Source organism: Achromobacter sp. CF-sbj1-Ac2-l (genome assembly GCF_052698165.1).
In genome coordinates this window covers 5382659-5402416 of the sequence record NZ_CP199855.1, presented here as the reverse complement: position 1 = coordinate 5402416, position 19758 = coordinate 5382659, and the positions used below count along the sequence as shown (strand labels likewise).

Genomic DNA, 19758 nt, shown 5'->3' with positions numbered 1-19758 from the left:
CGTCAATCCGCGTTAACCTTGGCCGTTTTCAATCACCGGACGGCAGGCATGGTTTGGCTGGGTAATCGCGGGCAGGGTAAGCGCGGCGCATCAACGGATTTCATTCGTCAGGGGAGGGCCGTCGCATGCGCCGCCTGACGCTCCGTTTCATCGTGTCCGTGCTGGTTCTGCTGACGCTGAGCCGGCTGGGCCTGTCGTTGTGGATGTGGGACCGGGTCGAGGCGGCCGGCGGCCTGTGGCCGGTGCTGTTCGGCGGCCTGCGTATCGACGTCTGTCTGCTGTCCATGGTGATCGCGCTGCCGGCGGTGTTCTCGCCCTGGCTGGGGCACCGTCCGTGGGCCGCGCGCGTCGCCGCCTGGTGGTTCCGCGTCTGGTGGATGCTGTACGTGCTGCTGGAAGTCTCCACGCCGCAGTTCATCGCCGAATACGACACGCGCCCGAACCGCCTGTATTTCATCTACCTGCTCAACCCGAAGGAAGTCGGCTCGATGCTGTGGCAGGGCTACAAGGGCGTGCTGCTGGCCGCCCTGGTGGTGCTGCTGGTGGCCGCGTGGCTGGCGGTCAAGTTGTTCCCAACGCGGGTGCGCGATCCGTTCCTGGCGTGGTGGAAGCGGCCGTTGGCGTCGCTGGCGATTCTGGCGCTGGTGGTGCTGGGCGCGCGCGGCACGCTGGAGCATCGCCCCATCAACCCGGCCAAGGTCGCGTTCAGCTCGGATGCCATGGTCAATTCGCTGGCCCTGAACTCGCTCTACAGCGTGTTCGATGCCGCCTACCGCATGCGCGACGAACGCTCGTCCGCCGCGATGTATCCGAAGATGCCGGTGGACGAAATGAACGCCATCGTGCGCGACAAGGCCGGCCTGACGGGCGCGCCGCTGGATCCGCGCTACCCCAGCCTGCACGAGCAGAAGGCCACGGTGCGGCGCGACAAGCCGCTCAACCTGGTGATCATCCTGCAGGAAAGCCTGGGCGCGCAGTATGTCGGCAGCCTGGGCGGCAAGGACTTGACGCCCAACATCGACCGCCTCGGCAAGGAAGGCTGGATGTTCCATCGCGCCTACGCCACCGGCACGCGCTCGGTGCGCGGCATCGAGGCGGTCACCGCGGGCTTCCTGCCCAGCGTGGCAGATGCGGTGGTGAAGCTGCCGCGCTCGCAGACCGGCTTCTTCACGCTGGCGCAGGTGCTGGGCAAGCATGGCTACCATTCGCGCTTCGTCTATGGCGGCGAGTCGCACTTCGACAACATGCGCGCCTTCTTCCTGGGCAATGGCTTTGACGAGATCGTCGATCGCCCGAAGTTCGAGAATCCGGTGTTCGAAGGCTCGTGGGGCGCGTCCGACGAAGACATGTTCACCCAGGTCGACCGCCTGCTGCGCGCCGACGGCGACAAGCCGGTGTTCACGCTGGCGTTTTCGGTCAGCAACCATTCGCCGTGGGAGTATCCGGCGGGCCGCATCCAGCCGGTGGGCGATCCGGCCAGCGTCGACAACACCGTGCGCTACGCCGACTGGGCGCTGGGCCAGTTCTTCGACAAGGCGCGCAAGGCGCCGTACTGGGACAACACCGTGTTCCTGGTGATCGCCGATCATGATTCCCGCGTCTACGGTTCGATCCCGGTGCCGGTGCGGCACTTCCAGATCCCGGCCCTGATCCTGGGCGCGGGCATCGCGCCGCGCCAGGACGAGCGCATCGTCAGCCAGATCGACATGGCGCCCACGCTGCTATCGCTGATCGGGCTGGATAACGTCAACCCGATGCTGGGCGCGGACCTGACGCAGCGCGATCCCAATCGCGCGCTGATGCAGTACGCCGACAACTTCGGCTACCTGCAGGGCGACAAGCTGCTGGTGCTGGAACCGTCCAAGGCGCCGCGCGAATTCCGTTATCGCGCCGCGCCGGTCGGGCAGGACGAGACCTACGAGCCGGTCGAACCGGCGGACGAGGCCTTGAGCAAGGAAGCGCTGGCGCATGCCTTGTGGGCCAGTTGGGTCTACCGCGAAGAAAAATACCGCCTGCCTTGACTTCGCCCCGTCTGGCCCGGGGGCCGGTTTGATCCCGCTCAAACCGGCTCGCGGCCAGTCCTCGCACACTCGCGCTCATGACTTTTCCCGATCCGCTCGCCGGCCCGAGCCGGCCCCCTGTCGCTGACGCAAGCGACGCGCCCGCGTCCGCTCCGGCCGCGCGTTGGCGCGGTTGGCCCGTGCCACGCGGCCGTCTGGCCTGGCTGACTGGCGTCTTCAGCGTGATGATGATCGGCGTCAGCACGCTGTTCTGGTGCCTGCTCCTGTTCCCCCTGGCGCTGCTGAAACTGGCGCTGCCGTTTGCCGCGGCGCGGCGCCGCATCGATCCCGTCCTCAATGGCATCGCCACGGCCTGGATCAGCGTCAACACCGCCTGGTTCTCGCGCATCCAGCGCGCGCCCTGGGACGTGCGCGGCCATGCCGGCCTGCGCTACGCCGATTGGTACCTGGTCAACTGCAATCACCAGTCCTGGGTCGATATCTTCGTGCTGCAAGGCGCGCTGAACCGCCGCATTCCGTTGCTGAAGTTCTTCCTCAAGCAGCAGCTCATCTACGTGCCGGTGATCGGGCTGGCCTGGTGGGCGCTGGACTTTCCGTTCATGAAGCGCCACGGCAAGGCCGACCTGCGCCGCAATCCGGCCCTGGGGCGCCAGGACCAGGAAACCGCGCGCCGCGCCTGCCAGAAGTTCTCGCTGGTGCCGACCAGCGTGATGGTGTTCGCCGAGGGCACGCGCTTCACCCCGGCCAAGCGCGATGCTCAGGGCTCGCCGTACCGCCACTTGCTCAAGCCCAAGGCGGGCGGGCTGGCGGTGTCGTTGAACGCGATGGGCACGCGCTTTCGCTCGATGATCGATGTCACCATCGCCTATCCGGCGGCCGTGCCCAGCTTCTGGGACATGGCCTGCGGCCGCATGGGCCCGGTGCGGGTGCGCATGCACCAGGTGCCGGTGCCGCCGGCCTTCTGCGACGGCGACTACAGCCGCGACAAGGCCTTCCGCACCGAATTCCACCACTGGCTGGGCCGGCAGTGGCAGGCCAAGGACGACGAGATCGAGGCGTTGATGGCCGATGCGGCCGCCACGCCCCGATCCTGACGGACTGCCCTTACACCCGCGCCGGCAGCACGGTGCCCGAGCATTCGCCGAAGCCGATGCGCGGATAGCCGGCCTTGACGCACTCGGCGCGCATGATGACCTGGTCGCCATCCTGCAGGAAGGTGCGCTTCTCGCCCCAGGGCAGCTCGATCGGCTGCTTGCCGCCGTGGTTCAGTTCCAGCATCGAACCGGCTTCCGAGGGCTGCGGGCCGGACAGCGTGCCGGTGCCGAGCATGTCGCCCGGCTGCAGGTTGCAGCCGTTCACCGTGTGGTGCGTGATCAACTGCGCCACGTTCCAGTACGCATCGCGGAAGTTGCTGCGCGACAGCCGCGCCGGCGCCTGCTTGCCGGCGCGCGACTGTTCGGTCGCGAGCAGCACTTCCATCTGCACGTCGTAGGCGCCCTTGGCGCGGTTGGCGTCGGAGGCCAGGTACGGCAGCGGCTGCGGTTCGGACGGGCCGCGGTTCCATTGCGTGCGGAACGGTTCCAGCGCTTCCATGGTGACAATCCACGGCGAGATGGTCGAGGCGAAGTTCTTCGACAGGAACGGGCCCAGCGGCTGGTATTCCCAGCCCTGGATGTCGCGCGCCGACCAGTCGTTCAGGATGCACAGGCCGAAGACGTGCGCATCGGCGTCCGCCAGCTTGATGCGGTCGCCCTGGGCGTTGCCGGTGCCGACGAAGATGCCCAGTTCCAGTTCGTAGTCCAGCCGCGCGCACGGGCCGAATTGCGGCGCCTCGCCTTCGTTGGCGGGGCGGGTCTGGCCGACCGGGCGGGGGAACTTCTGGTCCACGCCGATGCTGGAGGCGCGGCCGTGGTAGCCGATCGGCACCCACTTGTAGTTCGGCAGCAGGGGATTGTCGGGGCGGAACTGCTTGCCGATGGCGGTGGCGTGGTGCACCGAGATGTAGAAGTCGGTGTAGTCGCCGATGCGGGCGGGCGTGGTGTATTCGGCGTCGGCCTGGGCCACCAGCAGCGGCTCGACCGTGGCGCGCAGCGCGGCGCCTTCGCGCAGCGCGCGCGACAGCGCCAGGCGCAGCGCGCTCCAGTGGGCCTGGCCCAGGGCCATCAGCGCGTTCAGGCTGTCGCCCTGGCAGGCGGCCAGCGCCTCGGCGGCGGCGCCCTCGAACGGCTTGGCGGCGGCCAGCGCCGCCAGGTCGACGATCTGGTCGCCGATGGCCACGCCGGGGCGGAACGACTCCTGCGAGCCCTTGCGGCGGAACGCGGCGTAGGGCAGGTTCTGCACCGGGAAGTCCGACGCGCCGGTGTTGGCGCTGGCGACCCAGCTCTTGAGCGACGGGTCGTGGGTTTCGTTGATGGCGGTGGTCATGAGGAATGTCTCGTTCAATGTGTTTATAAGGGCGCGGCGGGCGCCGGAAAAATCCAAAGCCAAACGGCGATGCGCTTGCGCGCATCGCCGTGGGCGGGCGTGACGGGAGAGAAAACGGTCACGCCTTGGCGGGATCGAAATGCTTCTGCAGGCCCTGCCAGCACCGGTAATAGTCGCCCTGCAATTCTACCGAGGCCAAGGCCTGCGCCGTCGGGCGGATTACGCGCCGCGTCTCGAACATGAAAGCCATGGTGTCGCGGATGTAGTGCGCGGTGCTGGTGTCGGCGCGCGAGGCCTTCTCGAAGGTCTCGGCGTCGGGGCCGTGGCCGCTCATGCAGTTGTGCAGGCTCGCGCCGCCCGGGGCGAAGCCGTCGGCCTTGGCGTCGTACACGCCCTGGATCAGGCCCATGAATTCGCTGGCGACGTTGCGGTGGAACCAGGGCGGACGGAAGGTGTTCTCCATCGCCAGGATGCGCGGCGGGAAGATGGCAAAGTCCATGTTGGCCGTGCCCGGGGTGTCGGACGGCGCGGTCAGCACCGTGAAGATCGACGGGTCCGGATGGTCGTAGCTGATCGAGCCGATGGTGTTGAAGTGGCGCAGGTCGTACTTGTACGGCGCGTGCGTGCCGTGCCAGGCCACCACGTCCAGCGGCGAATGGCCGATCGCGGCGCGCCAGAAGCCGCCGGTGAACTTGGCGATCAGTTCGAAGTCGCCTTCCAGGTCTTCGTACCAGGCCACCGGCGTCTTGAAGTCGCGGGCGTTGGCCAGGCAGTTCGAGCCGATCGGGCCCAGTTCCGGCAGGCGCAGCGCGGCGCCGAAGTTCTCCAGCATATAGCCGCGCGCGCTGTCGTCCAGCAGTTGCACGCTGAAGCGCACGCCGCGCGGGATCACGGCGATCTCCAGCGGCTCCAGGTCGATCAGGCCCAGTTCCGTCGCCAGGCGCAGGCGGCCCTGCTGCGGCACCAGCAGCAGCTCGCCGTCGGCGTTGTAGAAATAGCGGCCCTGCATCGAGCGGTTGGCGGCATACAGGTGGATGCCGACGCCGCTTTGCTCATCGGGGCCGCCGTTGCCGCCCCAGGTCTTCACGCCTTCGATGAAATCGGTGGGCGCGGTGGGAATGGGCAAGGGGCTCCAGCGCAGCTGATTCGGCGTGACCGGGCCGTGACCGAACGCGCTTTCCCAGCCCTTGACGCCGCCAAACGGCTCGAACGGCTTGTGCTGTGCGCCCGGGCGGATGCGGTAGAGCCAGGAGCGGCGGTTCTCGCTGCGCGGCGCGGTGAAGGCGGTGCCAGACAACTGCTCGGCGTACAGGCCATAGGGACATTGCTGGGGCGAATTGCGGCCCAGCGGCAGCGCGCCGGGCAGGGCTTCGGTGGCACAGTCGTTGCCGAAACCGGTCTGGTAGTGCAGTTCCATGGAATCCTCCTGGGTGGCGCGCGATGCGTGGCCGCGCGGTCTTGGTCGTGGCGCGCCGGATGAAATGCTCCGACGTCGATACGCCATTGTCGGAAAATTCCCCCACTATGGCTACGGGAATGCAAAAATAGCAACTATAAATTTTGTGAATAGTAGGGGTGCCTGATGGCGGACTTGCGCGACGTCGACCTGAACCTGTTGATCCTGTTCCAGCACTTGCTGGAGGACCGCAACCTGTCCGCCGTGGCGCGGCGGCTGGACCTGTCGCAGCCGGCGGTCAGCAACGCCCTGCGCCGGCTGCGGCTGGCGTTCGGCGACGAGCTGTTCGTGCGCACCGCCCAGGGCATGCTGCCGACGCCGCGCGCGCAGCGGCTGGCCGGCCCGGTCAGCGAGGCGTTGGCCCTGTTGTCGCAGGCCTTGCAGGACCAGGAGGCGTTCGATGCCGCCACCAGCACGCGGCGTTTCCGCGTGGCCATGACCGATGTCGGCGAGATCCATTTCATGCCGCGCCTGATGGAAGTCTGCGTGCAGGTCGCGCCGCAGGTGCGCATCGATTCGGTGCGGGTGCAGGGGCCGGACCTGCCGCGCGAGATGGAGGCGGGCCGGGTCGACCTGGCCATCGGCGCCTTCGACGAGATGGGGGCGGGCACCTTGCAGCGCATGTTGTTCCGGCAGGGGTACGCCACGCTCTTTCGCCAGGCGCATCCCACGGCCCACCCCGGCATGGGGCTAAAGGCGTTTCGCGCCGAGCGTCATCTCATCGTGTCGCGGGCCGCGCCCTATGGGCAGGTCAACCAGTCGATGGAGCGGGCCGGCGTCGCGCTGGCCGAGCACTTCAGCGTGCCGCATTTTTCGGCCGTGCCGTACATCGTCAGCGCCACCGACCTGCTGGCGACCGTGCCCGAAAAACTGGCGGCGAGCGCCGCGCAGCCATTCGGCCTGCGCTACATGACGCCGCCGGTGAAGGTGCCGGCGCTGCAGACCAATATGTACTGGCAGCGCCGCTACGATCGCGATGGGGGCAACCAGTGGTTGCGCGCCCTGATCGTCAATGCGTTTGCGGTGGGTTCGCCGCCGGCGTGACCGACGCGCGGGCCTGCGCCAGCGCCTCGCGCAGCACCGCCATGTCGCCCAGGTGGTTGGCCAGCAGCAGGATCAGCGCGGCGTTCATCTCCTGGCTCTGCTCGTTGCTCAGGTCGCGATGGGCGTCGATCAGCGCTTCGTAGAAGTCGTCCGGTGCGGCCAGGTTGGTTTCGGTAATCAGCATGGAAAGGGCCTCCGTATTCAGGCGCGGCCAATGGCGCGGTTGACGGCCGACGCCACCGCGTCGGGCTGGAAGGCGCGCCAGCGCGCGGCGATGTGCTGGTCGGGGCGGATCAGGTAGGCGGTGCCGGACAGCGCGTCATATCGTTGGGCCAGCAGCCCTTCGACATCGATGACCCGCGCCAGGTCATCCGGCCAGCCGGCGGCCTCGCAACCCGGGCTGGCCACCAGCACGGGTGAGACCGGCACGGCCGCCAGGCGCAGCGCGCGCAGGGCCTGCAGGGTCTGGGCGTCGGGCGGGGCGTCGCCGCAGAACAGCGCCAGCGTGAAGCCCGCGCCCAGCTGCGACAGCCACCAGGGCGAGTCGCCAGACCCGCGCACCGGCGCGTCCAGCGCCACCGCGCCGGGCCGCATGCGGCCGGCGAAGGTGTCGCTGTCGGGGCTGTTCAGCGGCGAATCGACGTAGGTGGCGGGCAGCGACAGCCGGCCGCTGTTGACCAGCGAGCGCGCGAACGCATGGGTGCGGGCCAGGTTCAGCACCGCGTTGCGGAAGCTGCGGCTGATGTCGCTCTTGGGCGTGATGAAATCGGTGGCGCGCGACGAATTCAGGATGTTCTCGTCGGCGGCATGCTCGCGTTCGGCGGCGTAGCTGTCGATCAGCGATTCGGGCGCGTGGCCGGCCAGCACCAGGCGCAGTTTCCAGGCCAGGTTCTCGGCGTCCTGCACGCCGCTGTTGGCGCCGCGCGCGCCGAACGGCGAGACGCGGTGCGCCGAGTCGCCGGCGAACACCACGCGGCCGTGGCGGAACTTGTCCATGCGCTCGCAGGCGAAGGTGTAGACGCTGACCCATTCCAGGTCGAACTGCGCGTCCGGGCCGAGCAGGGCGCGGATGCGCGGCAGCACGTTCTCGGGCTTGACGGCCTCGACCGGGTCGGCGTTCCAGCCCAGTTGGAAGTCGATGCGCCAGACGTTGTCGGGCTGCATGTGCAGCAGCACCGATTGATTCGGGTGGAAGGGCGGGTCGAACCAGAACCAGCGCTCGGCCGGGAAGTCGGCCTTCATCTTGACGTCGGCGATCAGGAAGCGGTCGCGGAAGATGCGGCCATGGCTTTCCTGGCCGATCAGCTTGCGCACCGGCGAACGGGCGCCGTCACAGGCCACCAGCCAGTCGGCGCGCAGCGCGTAGCCGCCTTCGGGCGTGTCGATCGACAGCACCACACCGTCGCCGGCCTGTTCCAGGCCCACCACCTTGTTCTTCCAGCGCAGGTCGATGTTCGGTTCCTGGCGCGCCTGCTCGTACAGATAGCCCTCGGCGTAGTACTGCTGCAGGTTGATGAACGCGGGGCGGCGGTGGCCGGGCTCGGGCAGCAGGTCGAAGCGCCATACTTCCTGGTCGCGGAAGAACACCTTGCCCACGTTCCACGACACGCCCTTGTCGACCATGCGCTGGCCGACGCCGAGGCGGTCCCAGATCTCCAGGGTGCGCTTGGAAAAGCAGATGGCGCGCGAGCCGGTGGACAGGCGGTAGTCGTCATCCAGCACCACCACCCGCACGCCCTGGCGCGCCAGGTCCAGCGCCGTGGTCAGGCCGACCGGGCCGGCGCCCACCACCACCACTGGATGGCGCGCCTGCGTCGCGGCGGCCTGGTCGGCGTGTTTTTCATAGGCGAACTCCATCGCCTGAAAGTCGATGTCTCCCACGGTTGTCTCCTGTGTGGGTCATTTTGTTTTTATGCGCGGCGCCGCGCGCTGCCCGCGGCCGCTGGCCGGCGGGCCGTGCGGCGCCGTTTCAATCGGTGGAACGGCGGCCGGCGAGCCGGCCGCGCGGGATCAGCCCTCCAGCTGGGCCCACATTTCCAGGTCGCGCTTGTCGGTCCAGATGCGCGGATGGACGTGGCCGGTGGCCTCGTCGTAGGCGCGCGATACGTCGAACGGCATGCAGTGGTCGAAGATGACCCAGTCGCTGTAGCGCGGCTTCATGAAGTCGTAGACCTCGCGGTAGATCGTCTTCAGGTCCTTGCCCTCGGCCACGCCGCGGTTGACCGCGCCGTACAGGTCGGTCAGGAAGGCGCGCGTGCCGGCCAGGCCCTGGCGCACTTCGGTGGCGTTCTTCAGCGCGGGGCCGCGGCCAGGCACCATCTTTTCGGCCTCGAAGCCCGACAGCGCATCCAGCGTGCTGGGCCAGTCGCGGAAGTAGGCGTCGCCGCAGTAGGGGGTGGACTGGTATTCGACCAGGTCGCCGGCGAACAGGATCTTCTGCTCGGGCAGCCAGGCGATGGTGTCGCCCTTGGTGTGGCCGCGGCCGACCTGCAGCAGCTTGACTTCCAGGTTGCCCAGGTTGACGGTCATCTCGCCCTTGAAGGTCATGGTGGGCCAGACCAGGCCGGGGGGAATCGATTCGGCGTTGCGGAACAGGCGCGGGAAGCGGCCGATCTCGCTGGCCTTGTCCTGCTCGCCGCGCTCGGCGATCAGGTCGTAGGTGTCGCGGCTGGCCAGGATCTCCTGGGCGTTGTAGGCCGAGGCGCCGAACACGCGCACCGCGTGGTAGTGCGACAGCAGGATGTACTTGATCGGCTTGTCGGTGACTTCGCGGATGCGGCGGATGACGTCCTGCGCCATCACCGGCGTGGCCTGGGTGTCGACCACCATGACGGCCTCGTCGCCGATGATCACGCCCGTGTTGGGGTCGCCTTCGGCGGTATAGGCATAGGCGTTGTCGGACAGCTTTTCGAACGACACGACCTTGTCGGCCAGGTCGGCGTGCGAAGCGAATTGCTTGCTCATGGAGGCTCCTTCCACTTTTATAGGAATAGGGTGTGTGGAGGGACTATAGCGTGGCGTTAGTGGTTGTGCAATACGTTTGCTATAAACGAATAGACCCTTTTTGGCAGGGATTTCCCTGGGATTTCGGGCGGGGGCGCCCAAATGCGTCCGGGCCGCACTGGGCGGCCCGGAGGGGAACCTTTCAGGCCGCGGACGGCCCCAGGGAATTGGATGTGCTGGCGTGCGCGCTCAGGTCTTCTGGCACTTCGGGCAGTAGTACGTGGCCCGCTGGCCCTGGACGATGCGCTTGATCGGCGTGCCGCACACCCGGCAGGGCTGGCCGGCGCGCTCGTAGACCGCTGCGTGGATCTCGAAATACGCGCCCGGTTCGCCGGTGGCGCCGACATAGTCACGCAGGGTGCTGCCGCCGGAGGTCAGGGCGTCGGCCAGGGTGGCGCGCACCATGTCCGCCAGGCGGTCGCAGCGGGCGCGCGACAGTTTGTTGGCCGGGGTCTTGGGATTGATGCGGGCCCGGAACAGGCTTTCGGAGGCGTAGATATTGCCCACGCCGACCACCGCCATGCCGGCCAGCAGCACCTGCTTGATCGCGGCGCCGTGGCTCTTGAAGTGGTGGTGCAGCCAGGCGCCGTCGAAGCGCGGGTCGAACGGCTCGATGCCGAGCTTGGCCAGCAGGGGGTGGTTTTCGACCGGTCCGTCCGCTTCGGGATGCCACAGCACGGCGCCGAAGCGGCGCGGGTCGTGCAGCCGCAGCACGGCCTGGTCGAAGATCCATTCGACGTGGTCATGCTTGCGCAGGAATTCGCCCGGGGCCACGCTGCGCAGCGACCCGGACATGCCCAGGTGCACGATCTGGGTGCCGTGGTCAAAGCGCAGCAGCAGGTATTTGCCGCGCCGGCCGCATTCCTGCACGGTGCGCCCACCCACCAGGGCGGGCAGGTCGGCCGGGATGGGCCAGCGCATCCGGGACTCGTGGACGATCAGCCGCGTGAGGGGGCGGCCGGTGATGACAGCGTCGATTCCGCGACGCGTGGTTTCAACTTCAGGCAGTTCCGGCATGAGCCAGTGTAAGATCATCAATTGCGTGTACGAAGATTGTGCCACCAACCGGACGGGCCGCGTGAAGTCGTCTTTCAAACAAATGAATATCGGGATTGCCGCGCTGGCGCTTGCGTTGGCCTCCGCCCTGGCCCCTCAGGCCCAGGCCGCCGACAGCCGGACGCGGGATGCGACCGGCCCCCGCATGGCGCCCCAGAACCGCCAGCCAGAAACCGAGGTGATCCGCCTGCGTCCGGGCCAACTGCCCTACGTCTCGCTGACCGCCGACATCTTCTACCGCGTCCTGGCGTCGGAAATCGCCGCCCAGCGCGGCATGTACGGCACCGCCGCCAACACCATGGTCGGCCTGGCCCGCGACACCGGCGATCCCCGCCTGGCGCGCCGCGGCCTGGAATTCCAACTTGCCGGCGGCAATCTGCCGGGCGCCCTGGACGCCGCCCGGGTCTGGGCCCGCCTGTCTCCCAACGATCTGGAAGCCAGCTCAACCGAACTGGCGCTGGCCGCCGCCAATGGCCAGACGAAGGGCCTGTCGCAGGCCCTGCGCAACCGCATCGAAGCCTCGCGCGACAAGCCCGCCGCCATCGGCCAGGCCCTGGCCGTGCTGAGCCGCCTGAACGATCGCCGCCTGGCGCTGCGCATCCTTGACGAAGCCCTCAGCGACAGCGTGCGCAAGCTGCCGGCCGCCCATCTGGCGCTGGCCGACGTGGCCTCCGCCGCCGGCGACTACCCGCGCGCCTCCCAGGAGGCACGCGCCGCCCTGGCCGCCGATCCCAAGTCTGAACCGGCCGCCCAGCGCGTCCTGGAGTACGGCGCCAAGGTCGACCCGCAGCGCGCTCAGGCCGATGCCCGCGCCTATATCAACCGCAATCCCAACGCCCGCAAGGTGCGCCTGATGCTGGCCGGCCAGATGGCCGACGCCGGCGACTACAGCGGCGCGCTGGCCGAGCTGCAGGCCATGTCGCGGCGCTCGCCGGAAGACTTCGACCTGCTCTTCATGCAGGCCCAACTGGCCTACAAGGCCGGCCAACTGCCGCAGGCCAAGACGCTGCTGCAGCAGTACCTGGACGTGCAGAACCAGCGCCAGCGCGCCATCGTGCCGGGCGCCACCGACGCCGGCGCCGCGGCGGCCGACGCCCACGTGCTGCTGTCGCGCATCGCCGAAGACCAGGGCCAGTACGACGAAGCCATCGCCGAACTCGGCCGCATCGACGATCCGTCGCTGCGTTTCTCGGCGCGCATGCGCCAGGCCGCCCTGCGCGCCAAGTCCGGCCGCATCGACGACGCCATCAAGATGGTCGACGCCGCCGCGCCCCAGGACGAGGAAGAACGCACCCTGGGCGTGCTGACCAAGGCGCAGATCCTGCGCGACGCCGACCGCGTCGGCCAGGCCGTGTCGGTGCTGGAAGCGGCCGACCAGGCGCTGCCCGACACCGTCGAAATCAAGTACGAGCTGGCCATGCTGTACGAGCGCCAGGACCGCCTGGCCGACCTCGAACGCATGTTGCGCCAGGTCATCGCGCTGGATCCCGAGCACGCCCACGCCTACAACGCGCTGGGCTACACGCTGGCCGACCACAACCAGCGCCTGCCCGAGGCGCTGGATCTCATCACCCAGGCGCTGGAACTGTCGCCCAACGACCCGTTCATCCTGGACAGCATGGGCTGGGTCAAATTCCGCATGGGCGACCAGGTCGCCGCGGTCGATTACCTGCGCCGCGCCTATGGCGTGCGACCCGAGGCCGACATCGCCGCCCACCTGGCCGAGGTGCTCTGGACCCAGGGCAAGCGCGATCAGGCGGTCGAGCTGCTGCGCGCCGCGGTGCAGAAGGATCCCAAGAACAAGACCGTGCTCGACGTCATCAAGCGCCTGGGGGTCAGCCTGTGACGGCAGCGTTGCGCGGCAGCCTGGGTTGGATGCGCTGGGCGCTGCTGGCCATGCTGGCGTTCGTGCTGGCGGCCTGCACCACCACGCCCAAGCCCATTGAAGGCACGTCGCCGGATGCGTTCTCGCGCATCGGCCGTTTCGCCATCACGGTCAACGAGGAAAGCGGCAGGCAGAATGCCGTGCAGGGTGGTTTTTCCTGGTCTGACGACGGCCGTCGCTACGTGCTCGACCTGACCAACCCGCTTGGATCGACCGAGGCGCGCGTCGAGGGCCAACCCGGCGCGGCCAGCCTGACCAAGGCCGACGGCACCCGCCTGGTGGCCGATAACCCCGACGCCCTGGCCGAAGACGCCTTGGGCAGCAGCATGCCGGTGTCCGGCCTGCGCGATTGGCTGCGCGGCAGGCTGCCGGGCCAGCCCGAGGCCAGCGATGTCTCCAACGACGAGCTAGGCCGCCCCGTGGCGTTCGAACAGGGGGGCTGGCGCGCGCGGTTGTCGCGCTACGACACGCTCGGCCCCCAGATGCTGGTGCTCGAGCGCCAGGAGCCTGGCCGCCGCATCATGGTGCGGCTGGTCGTCAACAAGCCCTGATTCCCGCCGCTTCATGACCCGCGCGACGGCCCTTCGGGGCCGTTGTCTCGTCCGTCGGTAGCACGTCCCTCCGGCTTCAATTTGGCAAATAAGCGTTGCAAAACCGACTCTGTTACTGATTGATAGATTCTGTTTAGCCTGAATAATCCTCCGATCCCCGCGCGCACGACCCCTGCGCGCGGCATGCAAGGCCGGCGGTCGCGGATCGCGCCGCCGCTTTTTTACGGAGAATGCCAATGTTCAGGAATACGCGAATCGCGACGATGCTCTTGGGGATCATCGCGCTGTTTTTCACTTTCCAGTTGCTGGTGGGCGGCATGGGTTTCGTCGCCCTGCGGCAGACCAACCAGGACGTCGGCCAGCTCTATCGCCTTTCCTCGCAACAGGTCAATGCCGTCAACACGGCGGCGTTGTCGCTGGTCGCGGCGCGCACCGACCTGAGCCGCTACGCCACCCGGGTGGCGCAGGGCAATGCCAGCGACACCACCGCGCTGCGCCTGGCGCGCCAGCGCATCGCCGCGGGCGACCGCGCCTTCCAGGGCTTCGCCGGCGGCCTGTCGGCCGACGAGAAGGTCGTGTCCAAGGACCTGATCGAGGCCTACACCAACCTCAGCAACAACCTGCAGAACGTCGGCAAGGTGCTGGAGGCCGGCGACATGGACGCCTACTTCAAGCAGGGCACGCAACAGGTGCAGGAGCTGCTGGTGTCCGAGCGTGACGCCTTCATGAAGCGCGCCGAGACCACCGGCCAGGAGGTGATGGACGAGATCTCGCTGTTCCACATGATCTTCTCGTACCTGCTGGCCGGCATCCTGGTGCTGGGGCTGTTGATGGCGGTGGGCGCGCATGTGCTGATCCGCCGCATGATCGTGCGGCCGCTGCTGGAAGCCGGCGAGATCTTCCGCCGCATCGCCGAGGGCGACCTGACGCGCCGCGTAGCCGATCGCGGCCGCAACGAGATCGGCGCGTTGCTCAACGCCCTGCGCGCGATGCAGGACAGCCTGGTGCGCACGGTGTCCACGGTGCGCCGCGGCGTCGATGAGATCAACGTCGGCGCGCGCGAAATCTCGTCCGGCAATGCCGACCTGTCCAGCCGCACCGAAGAGCAGGCCGCCTCGCTGGAGGAAACCGCCGCCAGCATGGAAGAACTGGCCACCACCGTGAAGCAGAACGCCGACACCGCGCGCGAAGCCAACCGCATGGTCGCCGCCTCGGCCGCCGTGGCGCAGCGCGGCGGCGAGGCCGTCTCCAGCGTGGTCGAGACCATGCGCGCCATCCAGGGCAGCTCGTCGCGCATTTCCGACATCGTCGGCGTGATCGACGGCATCGCTTTCCAGACCAACATCCTGGCGCTCAATGCCGCGGTGGAAGCCGCGCGCGCCGGCGAGCAGGGCAAGGGCTTTGCCGTGGTCGCCAGCGAGGTGCGCACGCTGGCCCAGCGCAGCGCCGCCGCCGCCAAGGAAATCAAGCAGCTCATCGAGGACTCGGCGCAGAAGGTCGGCGTCGGTTCCGAGCAGGTCGAAACCGCCGGCGCCACCATGCGCGAGATCGTCGATTCGGTGCAGCGCGTGACCAGCCTGATGGGCGAAATTTCCGCCGCGTCGGAAGAGCAGGCCACCGGCATCGACCAGGTCAACCGCGCCGTGACGCAAATGGACGGCGTGACCCAGCAGAACGCCGCGCTGGTGGAGCAGGCCGCGGCCGCGGCCGGCGCGCTCGAAGAGCAGGCGCGCCAGCTGGCGGGCGCGGTGGCAGTGTTCAAGCTGCCGGAAGGGCAGGTGATCGAGGCCCCGGCGGAACGCCTGGCCGGCCGCGTCGCGCCGCAGATCGCCTGATCCGTGGCCGAGGGGGGGCGTCGGGGGCCGGGTGATCGCTAAAATCGACCCGTCTGTCTTTTTTTCCGATCCGCCGTGACCCTCTACGACGTACCCGCACCCGCCAAGGTCAACCTGTTCCTGCACGTGGTGGGCCGCCGTGCCGACGGCTACCACCTGCTGCAGACCGCCTTCCGCTTCATCGATCTGTGCGACACGCTGCATTTCGAGGCGCGCGCCGATGGCGTCATCAGCCGCGCCGCGGAACTGCCCGGCGTGTCCGAAGCGGACGATCTCACCCTGCGCGCCGCCCGCGCGCTGCAACAGGCCACCGGCACGCGCCAGGGCGCGCAGATCGCGCTGGAAAAGCGCATCCCGCAGGGCGGCGGCCTGGGCGGCGGTTCGAGCGACGCGGCCACTGTGCTGATCGCCTTGAACCGCCTGTGGGGCACCGGGCTGTCGCGGCGCGAGCTGATGGAACTGGCGTTGCCGCTGGGCGCGGATGTGCCGGTGTTCGTGTTCGGCCAGTCCGCCTTTGCCGAGGGCGTGGGCGAAAAACTGACGGCGCTGGACCTGCCGGCGCGCGCCTATCTGGTGGCGCAACCGGACGCGAGCGTGCCGACCGTTGGAATTTTTTCCGCACCCGATTTGACAAGAGATTCTTCTTACATCACAATAGCGGACTTTCTTGCTTCGCCTACATTTTCCTTCGGGAAAAATGATTTGGAGCCGGTGGTCTACCGACTTTATCCTGAGGTTCTCAGGGCATCGCGGTGGCTTGCAGAGCAGGGTGTGTTGAAAAACACGGGAACCCAAGTTCGCATGTCGGGATCTGGCGCGTGTTTGTACGCCGAGTTTTCCGAGCTGTCGGAGGCCGTTTTGGCGAAAACGGAAATTACCGCTACAATGCGCGGCGCTGTTGAAGCAAACTGCAAAAACGCAGATGACACAGACAGCACAACGCATCCACGGTTCCGGTTAGTGCAGGCGTGTCCTGGGTTGACTGAACATCCGTTGCGGAATTGGATTGCAAGATAGTTGGGGAGTCGCCAAGCTGGTTAAGGCACCGGATTTTGATTCCGGCATGCGAAGGTTCGAATCCTTCCTCCCCAGCCAACCGAATACATAACAAAGCTGTTGAACACGCCTGTAAGACACTGGCCCGGGTTCAGCAGCTTTTTTATTTTCCGGTTCCAGCAGGTTCTCGCATCACCTCGTTAGTGTCTCGAAACGACCATCGCATCATCCATCATGGCAAACGATAGCTTCATGATCTTCACGGGCACGGCCAACACTCGGCTGGCCGTGGACGTAGTCAACCACCTCGATATGTCCCTGGGCAAGATGACCGTCGGTCGCTTCTCGGACGGCGAGGTGATGGTCGAGATCAACGAGAACGTGCGCGGCAAGGACGTCTTCGTCCTGCAGCCCACCTGTGCGCCTACCAATGACAACCTGATGGAAATCATGGTGATGGTCGATGCCCTGCGCCGCGCCTCGGCCGGCCGCATCACCGCCGCCATTCCGTATTTCGGCTACGCCCGCCAGGACCGCCGCCCGCGCTCGGCGCGCGTCGCGATCTCGGCCAAGGTCGTGGCCAACATGCTGCAAGTGGCTGGCGTCGACCGCGTCCTGACGATGGACCTGCACGCCGACCAGATCCAGGGCTTCTTCGACATTCCCGTGGACAACATCTACGCCGGTCCGATTTTGCTGGGCGACATCTGGCGCCGCAATTTCTCGAACCTGGTCGTCGTGTCCCCGGACATCGGCGGCGTGGTGCGCGCCCGCGCGCTGGCCAAGCAGCTCGAAGCCGACCTGGCCATCATCGACAAGCGTCGTCCGCGCGCCAACGTGTCGGAAGTGATGAACATCATCGGTGAAGTCGACGGCCGCACCTGCATCATCATGGACGACATGGTCGACACCGCCGGCACGCTGTGCAAGGCGGCCCAGGCCCTGAAGGACCGCGGCGCCGGCGCCGTCTACGCCTATTGCACGCACCCCGTGCTGTCGGGCGGCGCCATCGACCGCATCGAGGCGTCGGAACTGGACGAACTGGTCGTCACCGACACCATTCCGCTCTCCGAGCAAGGCCAGGCCAGCGGCAAGATCCGTCAGTTGTCGTGCGCCGCGCTGCTGGGCGAGACCATCCTGCGTATCTCGAACGCGGAATCGGTCAGCTCGCTGTTCGTCGACTGACGTCAGCCCCCACCGTTTTTTGTGTCCTGCTGGTCGCGGCAGGACACAAGCAACACGGCGCACCTGTTGTGCGCCGTGTCTTTAACCGGTGAAGTCCGCTTCGCCATTTTTTGTTTTTGGAGTTTTCCATGAAATTCACTGCCACTGCGCGTAGCGTCCAGGGTTCGAGTGCGAGCCGCCGCCTGCGCCGCGCGGGCCGCGTTCCCGCCATCGTCTATGGTGGTTCGGCTGCCCCGCTGAACATCGAACTCGACCACAACGAGATCTACCACGCCCTGCGCAAGGAAGAGTTCCACGCTTCGATCCTGCAAATGCAGCTCGAAGGCGCCAAGGACGAACAGGTCCTGCTGCGTTCGGTTCAATGGCACGCCTACAAGCCGCAAGTCCTGCACGTGGACTTCCAGCGCGTCGACGCCAACCAGGCGCTGCGCACCAAGGTGCCGCTGCACTTCGTGAACGCTGAAGTCTCGCCGGCCGTCAAGCTGAGCGGCGCGATCATCAGCCACGTCGCCACCGAACTGGAAATCACGTGCCTGCCGTCGGCGCTGCCCCAGTTCATCGAAGTCAACCTGGCCGATATCCTGGCCGGCGCTTCGATCCACCTGGCCGACATCAAGCTGCCGATGGGCGTGACCTACGTCCCGCACGGTGGTGAAGAGAACCCGCTGCTGGCCGCCGCTGTCGTCAAGGGTGGCGCTGCCGCCGACGACGCCGACGCCGCTCCGGCCGCTCCCGCCGCCTAAGTCCTGTCGGAAAGCCTCGGCTTTCCGGCGGCTTGCGCCCGAAACCCTGCGTGTGCATTTGCATGCGCAGGGTTTTTTGGTTTAAACACCCCCCATCATGTCTATTCCCATACGCCTCATCGTGGGATTGGGTAACCCCGGTCCCGACTACGAAACCACCCGCCACAACGCGGGCTTCTGGCTGGCCGACCACCTGGCGGACGACCTGCGCGCCTCGTTCGCGCTGGAGAAGTCGTTCTTCGGCATGGTGGCCAAATCCCGCCTGGGGGCCGACAACGTGCTGCTGCTCAAGCCCAACACCTACATGAACCGTTCCGGCCAGGCGGTCGGGGCGCTGGCGCGCTTCTACAAGCTGACGCCGGAGCAGGTGCTGGTGCTGCACGACGAACTCGACCTGATGCCGGGCCAGGTGAAACTCAAGCAGGGCGGCGGCCACGCCGGCCACAATGGCCTGAAGGACATCCAGGCCGCGCTCGGCAGCCCGAACTTCTGGCGCCTGCGCATCGGCATCGGTCATCCGCGCACGCTCGGCCTGGCGCAGCAGGTGGCGGACTTCGTGCTGCACCCGCCGCGCCGCGAGGAGCAGAAGGAGATCGAGGCGGTCATCGACCGCTGCCGCGCCGTGGTGCCCGCCATGCTGGCCGGCGACTTCGCGCTGGCCACCCGCCAGCTGCACAGCGGCAACGACGCCTGATGGACGGCGCTCCGGCTTCCGCCGAATCGCGCAAGCTGCGCTTCCGCAGTGAGCTGGCGGATTTCTGGCGCTTCGTGCGCCGGCCGCGTCCGCTGCGGCGTCTGTCCGGCCGCACGCCGGCGATCGGCTGGGTGTCGGACTGGTGGCCGGGCGTCGGCCCCGGACGCCTGCTGGCGTGGGCCGCGGTGCTGTGGCTGATCAACCTGTTCGCCCTGGGGCCGGTGGCGGTCGCCGCGGCCGGCGTCGGCGGCGTCACGCATCGGCTGGACCCGGCCAACATCCCCTGGCTGACGGCGGTGATCTGGGCCCCGCTGGTCGAGGAAATGCTGTTCCGCTACGGCCTGCGACGTCCCAGGCAGGCGCTGTGGCTGTGCCCGGCGTTGCTGCCGGTGGTGCTGTACGGCCCACGCATCTGGACCGGCCTGCTGCTGGCCGCCTTCGTGCTGCTGGCCTGCTGGTCGCTGCGGCCGCGCCCCGAACCGCTCAAGGGCTGGAACACCGCCTGGCGGCGGCATTACCTGAAACACTTCGGCTGGGTCTTCCACCTGGTGGCGCTGACCTTCGCCGCCGTGCACCTGACCAACTTCGTCTTCAATCACACGCCGTACTGGCTGCTGCCGCTGCTGGTGCTGCCGCAATGGGTCACCGGCCTGGTGCTGGGCTGGATCCGCATCCGCCGGGGCATCGGCGCGGCGATCGCGCTGCACGCCATGTTCAACGCCGGCCCCATTTTGCTGATCTGGGTCGTGATGCGCTGGGCCCCCACGGCGGCCGGTTGAGCCGTCCGTCCCCCCGGGCGCGGTCATCATGGCGCGCCGCCCGGCGGGGTAAACTAGAACGTTAACGATCAATACCGTACTTACAC

General features: G+C 67.6%; 17 protein-coding genes and 1 tRNA gene. 12 read left to right on the top strand and 6 right to left on the bottom strand.

What is annotated here, in order from left to right; all coding sequences use genetic code 11:
- Nucleotides 1–125 precede the first annotated feature (125 nt).
- Together ACUDCK_RS24775 and ACUDCK_RS24770 are read left to right on the top strand one after the other, a co-directional pair.
- Complete coding sequence (locus ACUDCK_RS24775; RefSeq protein ID WP_064528565.1) at nt 126–2021, top strand: LTA synthase family protein; 1896 nt, start codon at nt 126–128, stop codon at nt 2019–2021.
- Nucleotides 2022–2200: 179 nt separating this feature from the next.
- On the top strand, nt 2201–3115 hold the full coding sequence (locus ACUDCK_RS24770; protein ID WP_116793779.1) for an acyltransferase: 915 nt from the start codon (nt 2201–2203) through the stop codon (nt 3113–3115).
- A gap of 10 nt (nt 3116–3125) precedes the next feature.
- Here ACUDCK_RS24770 and fahA read toward each other — a convergent pair whose 3' ends face one another.
- Together fahA and hmgA are read right to left on the bottom strand one after the other, a co-directional pair.
- Nucleotides 3126–4445 (bottom strand): fumarylacetoacetase, encoded by a 1320-nt coding sequence (fahA, locus tag ACUDCK_RS24765; protein ID WP_175143484.1) that lies wholly within the window; start codon nt 4443–4445, stop codon nt 3126–3128.
- Between the two features lie 118 nt (nt 4446–4563).
- Nucleotides 4564–5862, bottom strand: coding sequence for a homogentisate 1,2-dioxygenase (hmgA, locus tag ACUDCK_RS24760; RefSeq protein ID WP_049076179.1), 1299 nt, complete (start codon nt 5860–5862; stop codon nt 4564–4566).
- 165 nt (nt 5863–6027) lie between these two features.
- Between hmgA and ACUDCK_RS24755 the strand changes: the two genes are divergently transcribed.
- The gene (locus tag ACUDCK_RS24755) at nt 6028–6945 is read left to right on the top strand and encodes a LysR family transcriptional regulator (RefSeq protein ID WP_175167064.1); all 918 of its coding nucleotides are present in this window, start codon (nt 6028–6030) and stop codon (nt 6943–6945) included.
- Here ACUDCK_RS24755 and ACUDCK_RS24750 read toward each other — a convergent pair.
- The 4 genes from ACUDCK_RS24750 to mutM all read right to left on the bottom strand — a co-directional run bounded on the left by ACUDCK_RS24750 (nt 6911) and on the right by mutM (nt 10965).
- Nucleotides 6911–7129 carry a DUF2783 domain-containing protein gene (locus ACUDCK_RS24750; RefSeq protein WP_049076175.1) on the bottom strand — a complete coding sequence of 73 codons (219 nt, stop codon included), beginning with the start codon at nt 7127–7129 and terminating at the stop codon, nt 6911–6913. The two genes, ACUDCK_RS24755 and ACUDCK_RS24750, sit on opposite strands and share 35 nt — an antisense overlap.
- A 17-nt stretch (nt 7130–7146) precedes the next feature.
- Nucleotides 7147–8826 carry an FAD-dependent oxidoreductase gene (locus ACUDCK_RS24745; protein ID WP_175167065.1) on the bottom strand — a complete coding sequence of 560 codons (1680 nt, stop codon included), beginning with the start codon at nt 8824–8826 and terminating at the stop codon, nt 7147–7149.
- Nucleotides 8827–8955: 129 nt separating this feature from the next.
- Nucleotides 8956–9909: an MBL fold metallo-hydrolase gene (locus tag ACUDCK_RS24740; RefSeq protein ID WP_049076171.1), complete on the bottom strand. Its 954-nt coding sequence runs from the start codon at nt 9907–9909 to the stop codon at nt 8956–8958.
- A 228-nt stretch (nt 9910–10137) separates the two neighbouring features.
- Nucleotides 10138–10965, bottom strand: coding sequence for a bifunctional DNA-formamidopyrimidine glycosylase/DNA-(apurinic or apyrimidinic site) lyase (mutM, locus tag ACUDCK_RS24735; RefSeq protein ID WP_064528550.1), 828 nt, complete (start codon nt 10963–10965; stop codon nt 10138–10140).
- Here mutM and ACUDCK_RS24730 point away from each other — a divergent pair.
- The 9 genes from ACUDCK_RS24730 (at nt 10964) to ACUDCK_RS24690 (ending at nt 19672) form a co-directional block, all read left to right on the top strand.
- Nucleotides 10964–12850 (top strand): tetratricopeptide repeat protein, encoded by a 1887-nt coding sequence (locus ACUDCK_RS24730; protein WP_054500689.1) that lies wholly within the window; start codon nt 10964–10966, stop codon nt 12848–12850. The two genes, mutM and ACUDCK_RS24730, sit on opposite strands and share 2 nt — an antisense overlap.
- Before the next feature lie 29 nt (nt 12851–12879).
- Nucleotides 12880–13440: a lipoprotein insertase outer membrane protein LolB gene (gene lolB / locus ACUDCK_RS24725; RefSeq protein WP_054500690.1), complete on the top strand. Its 561-nt coding sequence runs from the start codon at nt 12880–12882 to the stop codon at nt 13438–13440.
- Between the two features lie 236 nt (nt 13441–13676).
- Nucleotides 13677–15275, top strand: coding sequence for a methyl-accepting chemotaxis protein (locus ACUDCK_RS24720; protein ID WP_175167066.1), 1599 nt, complete (start codon nt 13677–13679; stop codon nt 15273–15275).
- Between the two features lie 75 nt (nt 15276–15350).
- Nucleotides 15351–16292: a 4-(cytidine 5'-diphospho)-2-C-methyl-D-erythritol kinase gene (gene ispE, locus ACUDCK_RS24715; protein ID WP_049076162.1), complete on the top strand. Its 942-nt coding sequence runs from the start codon at nt 15351–15353 to the stop codon at nt 16290–16292.
- A gap of 1 nt (nt 16293) precedes the next feature.
- Nucleotides 16294–16370: transfer RNA gene (locus ACUDCK_RS24710), tRNA-Gln, on the top strand.
- Nucleotides 16371–16505: 135 nt separating this feature from the next.
- A complete protein-coding gene (locus ACUDCK_RS24705) occupies nt 16506–17456 on the top strand; it encodes a ribose-phosphate pyrophosphokinase (RefSeq protein WP_006227587.1) in 951 nt (316 codons plus the stop codon).
- A 128-nt stretch (nt 17457–17584) separates the two neighbouring features.
- Nucleotides 17585–18199 carry a 50S ribosomal protein L25/general stress protein Ctc gene (locus ACUDCK_RS24700; RefSeq protein ID WP_006385925.1) on the top strand — a complete coding sequence of 205 codons (615 nt, stop codon included), beginning with the start codon at nt 17585–17587 and terminating at the stop codon, nt 18197–18199.
- Between the two features lie 97 nt (nt 18200–18296).
- Nucleotides 18297–18893: an aminoacyl-tRNA hydrolase gene (gene pth / locus ACUDCK_RS24695; protein WP_026384832.1), complete on the top strand. Its 597-nt coding sequence runs from the start codon at nt 18297–18299 to the stop codon at nt 18891–18893.
- Complete coding sequence (locus ACUDCK_RS24690) at nt 18893–19672, top strand: CPBP family glutamic-type intramembrane protease (RefSeq protein WP_144655538.1); 780 nt, start codon at nt 18893–18895, stop codon at nt 19670–19672. The genes pth and ACUDCK_RS24690 overlap by 1 nt, the downstream gene beginning before the upstream one ends.
- The last annotated feature ends 86 nt before the right edge of the window (nt 19673–19758 follow it).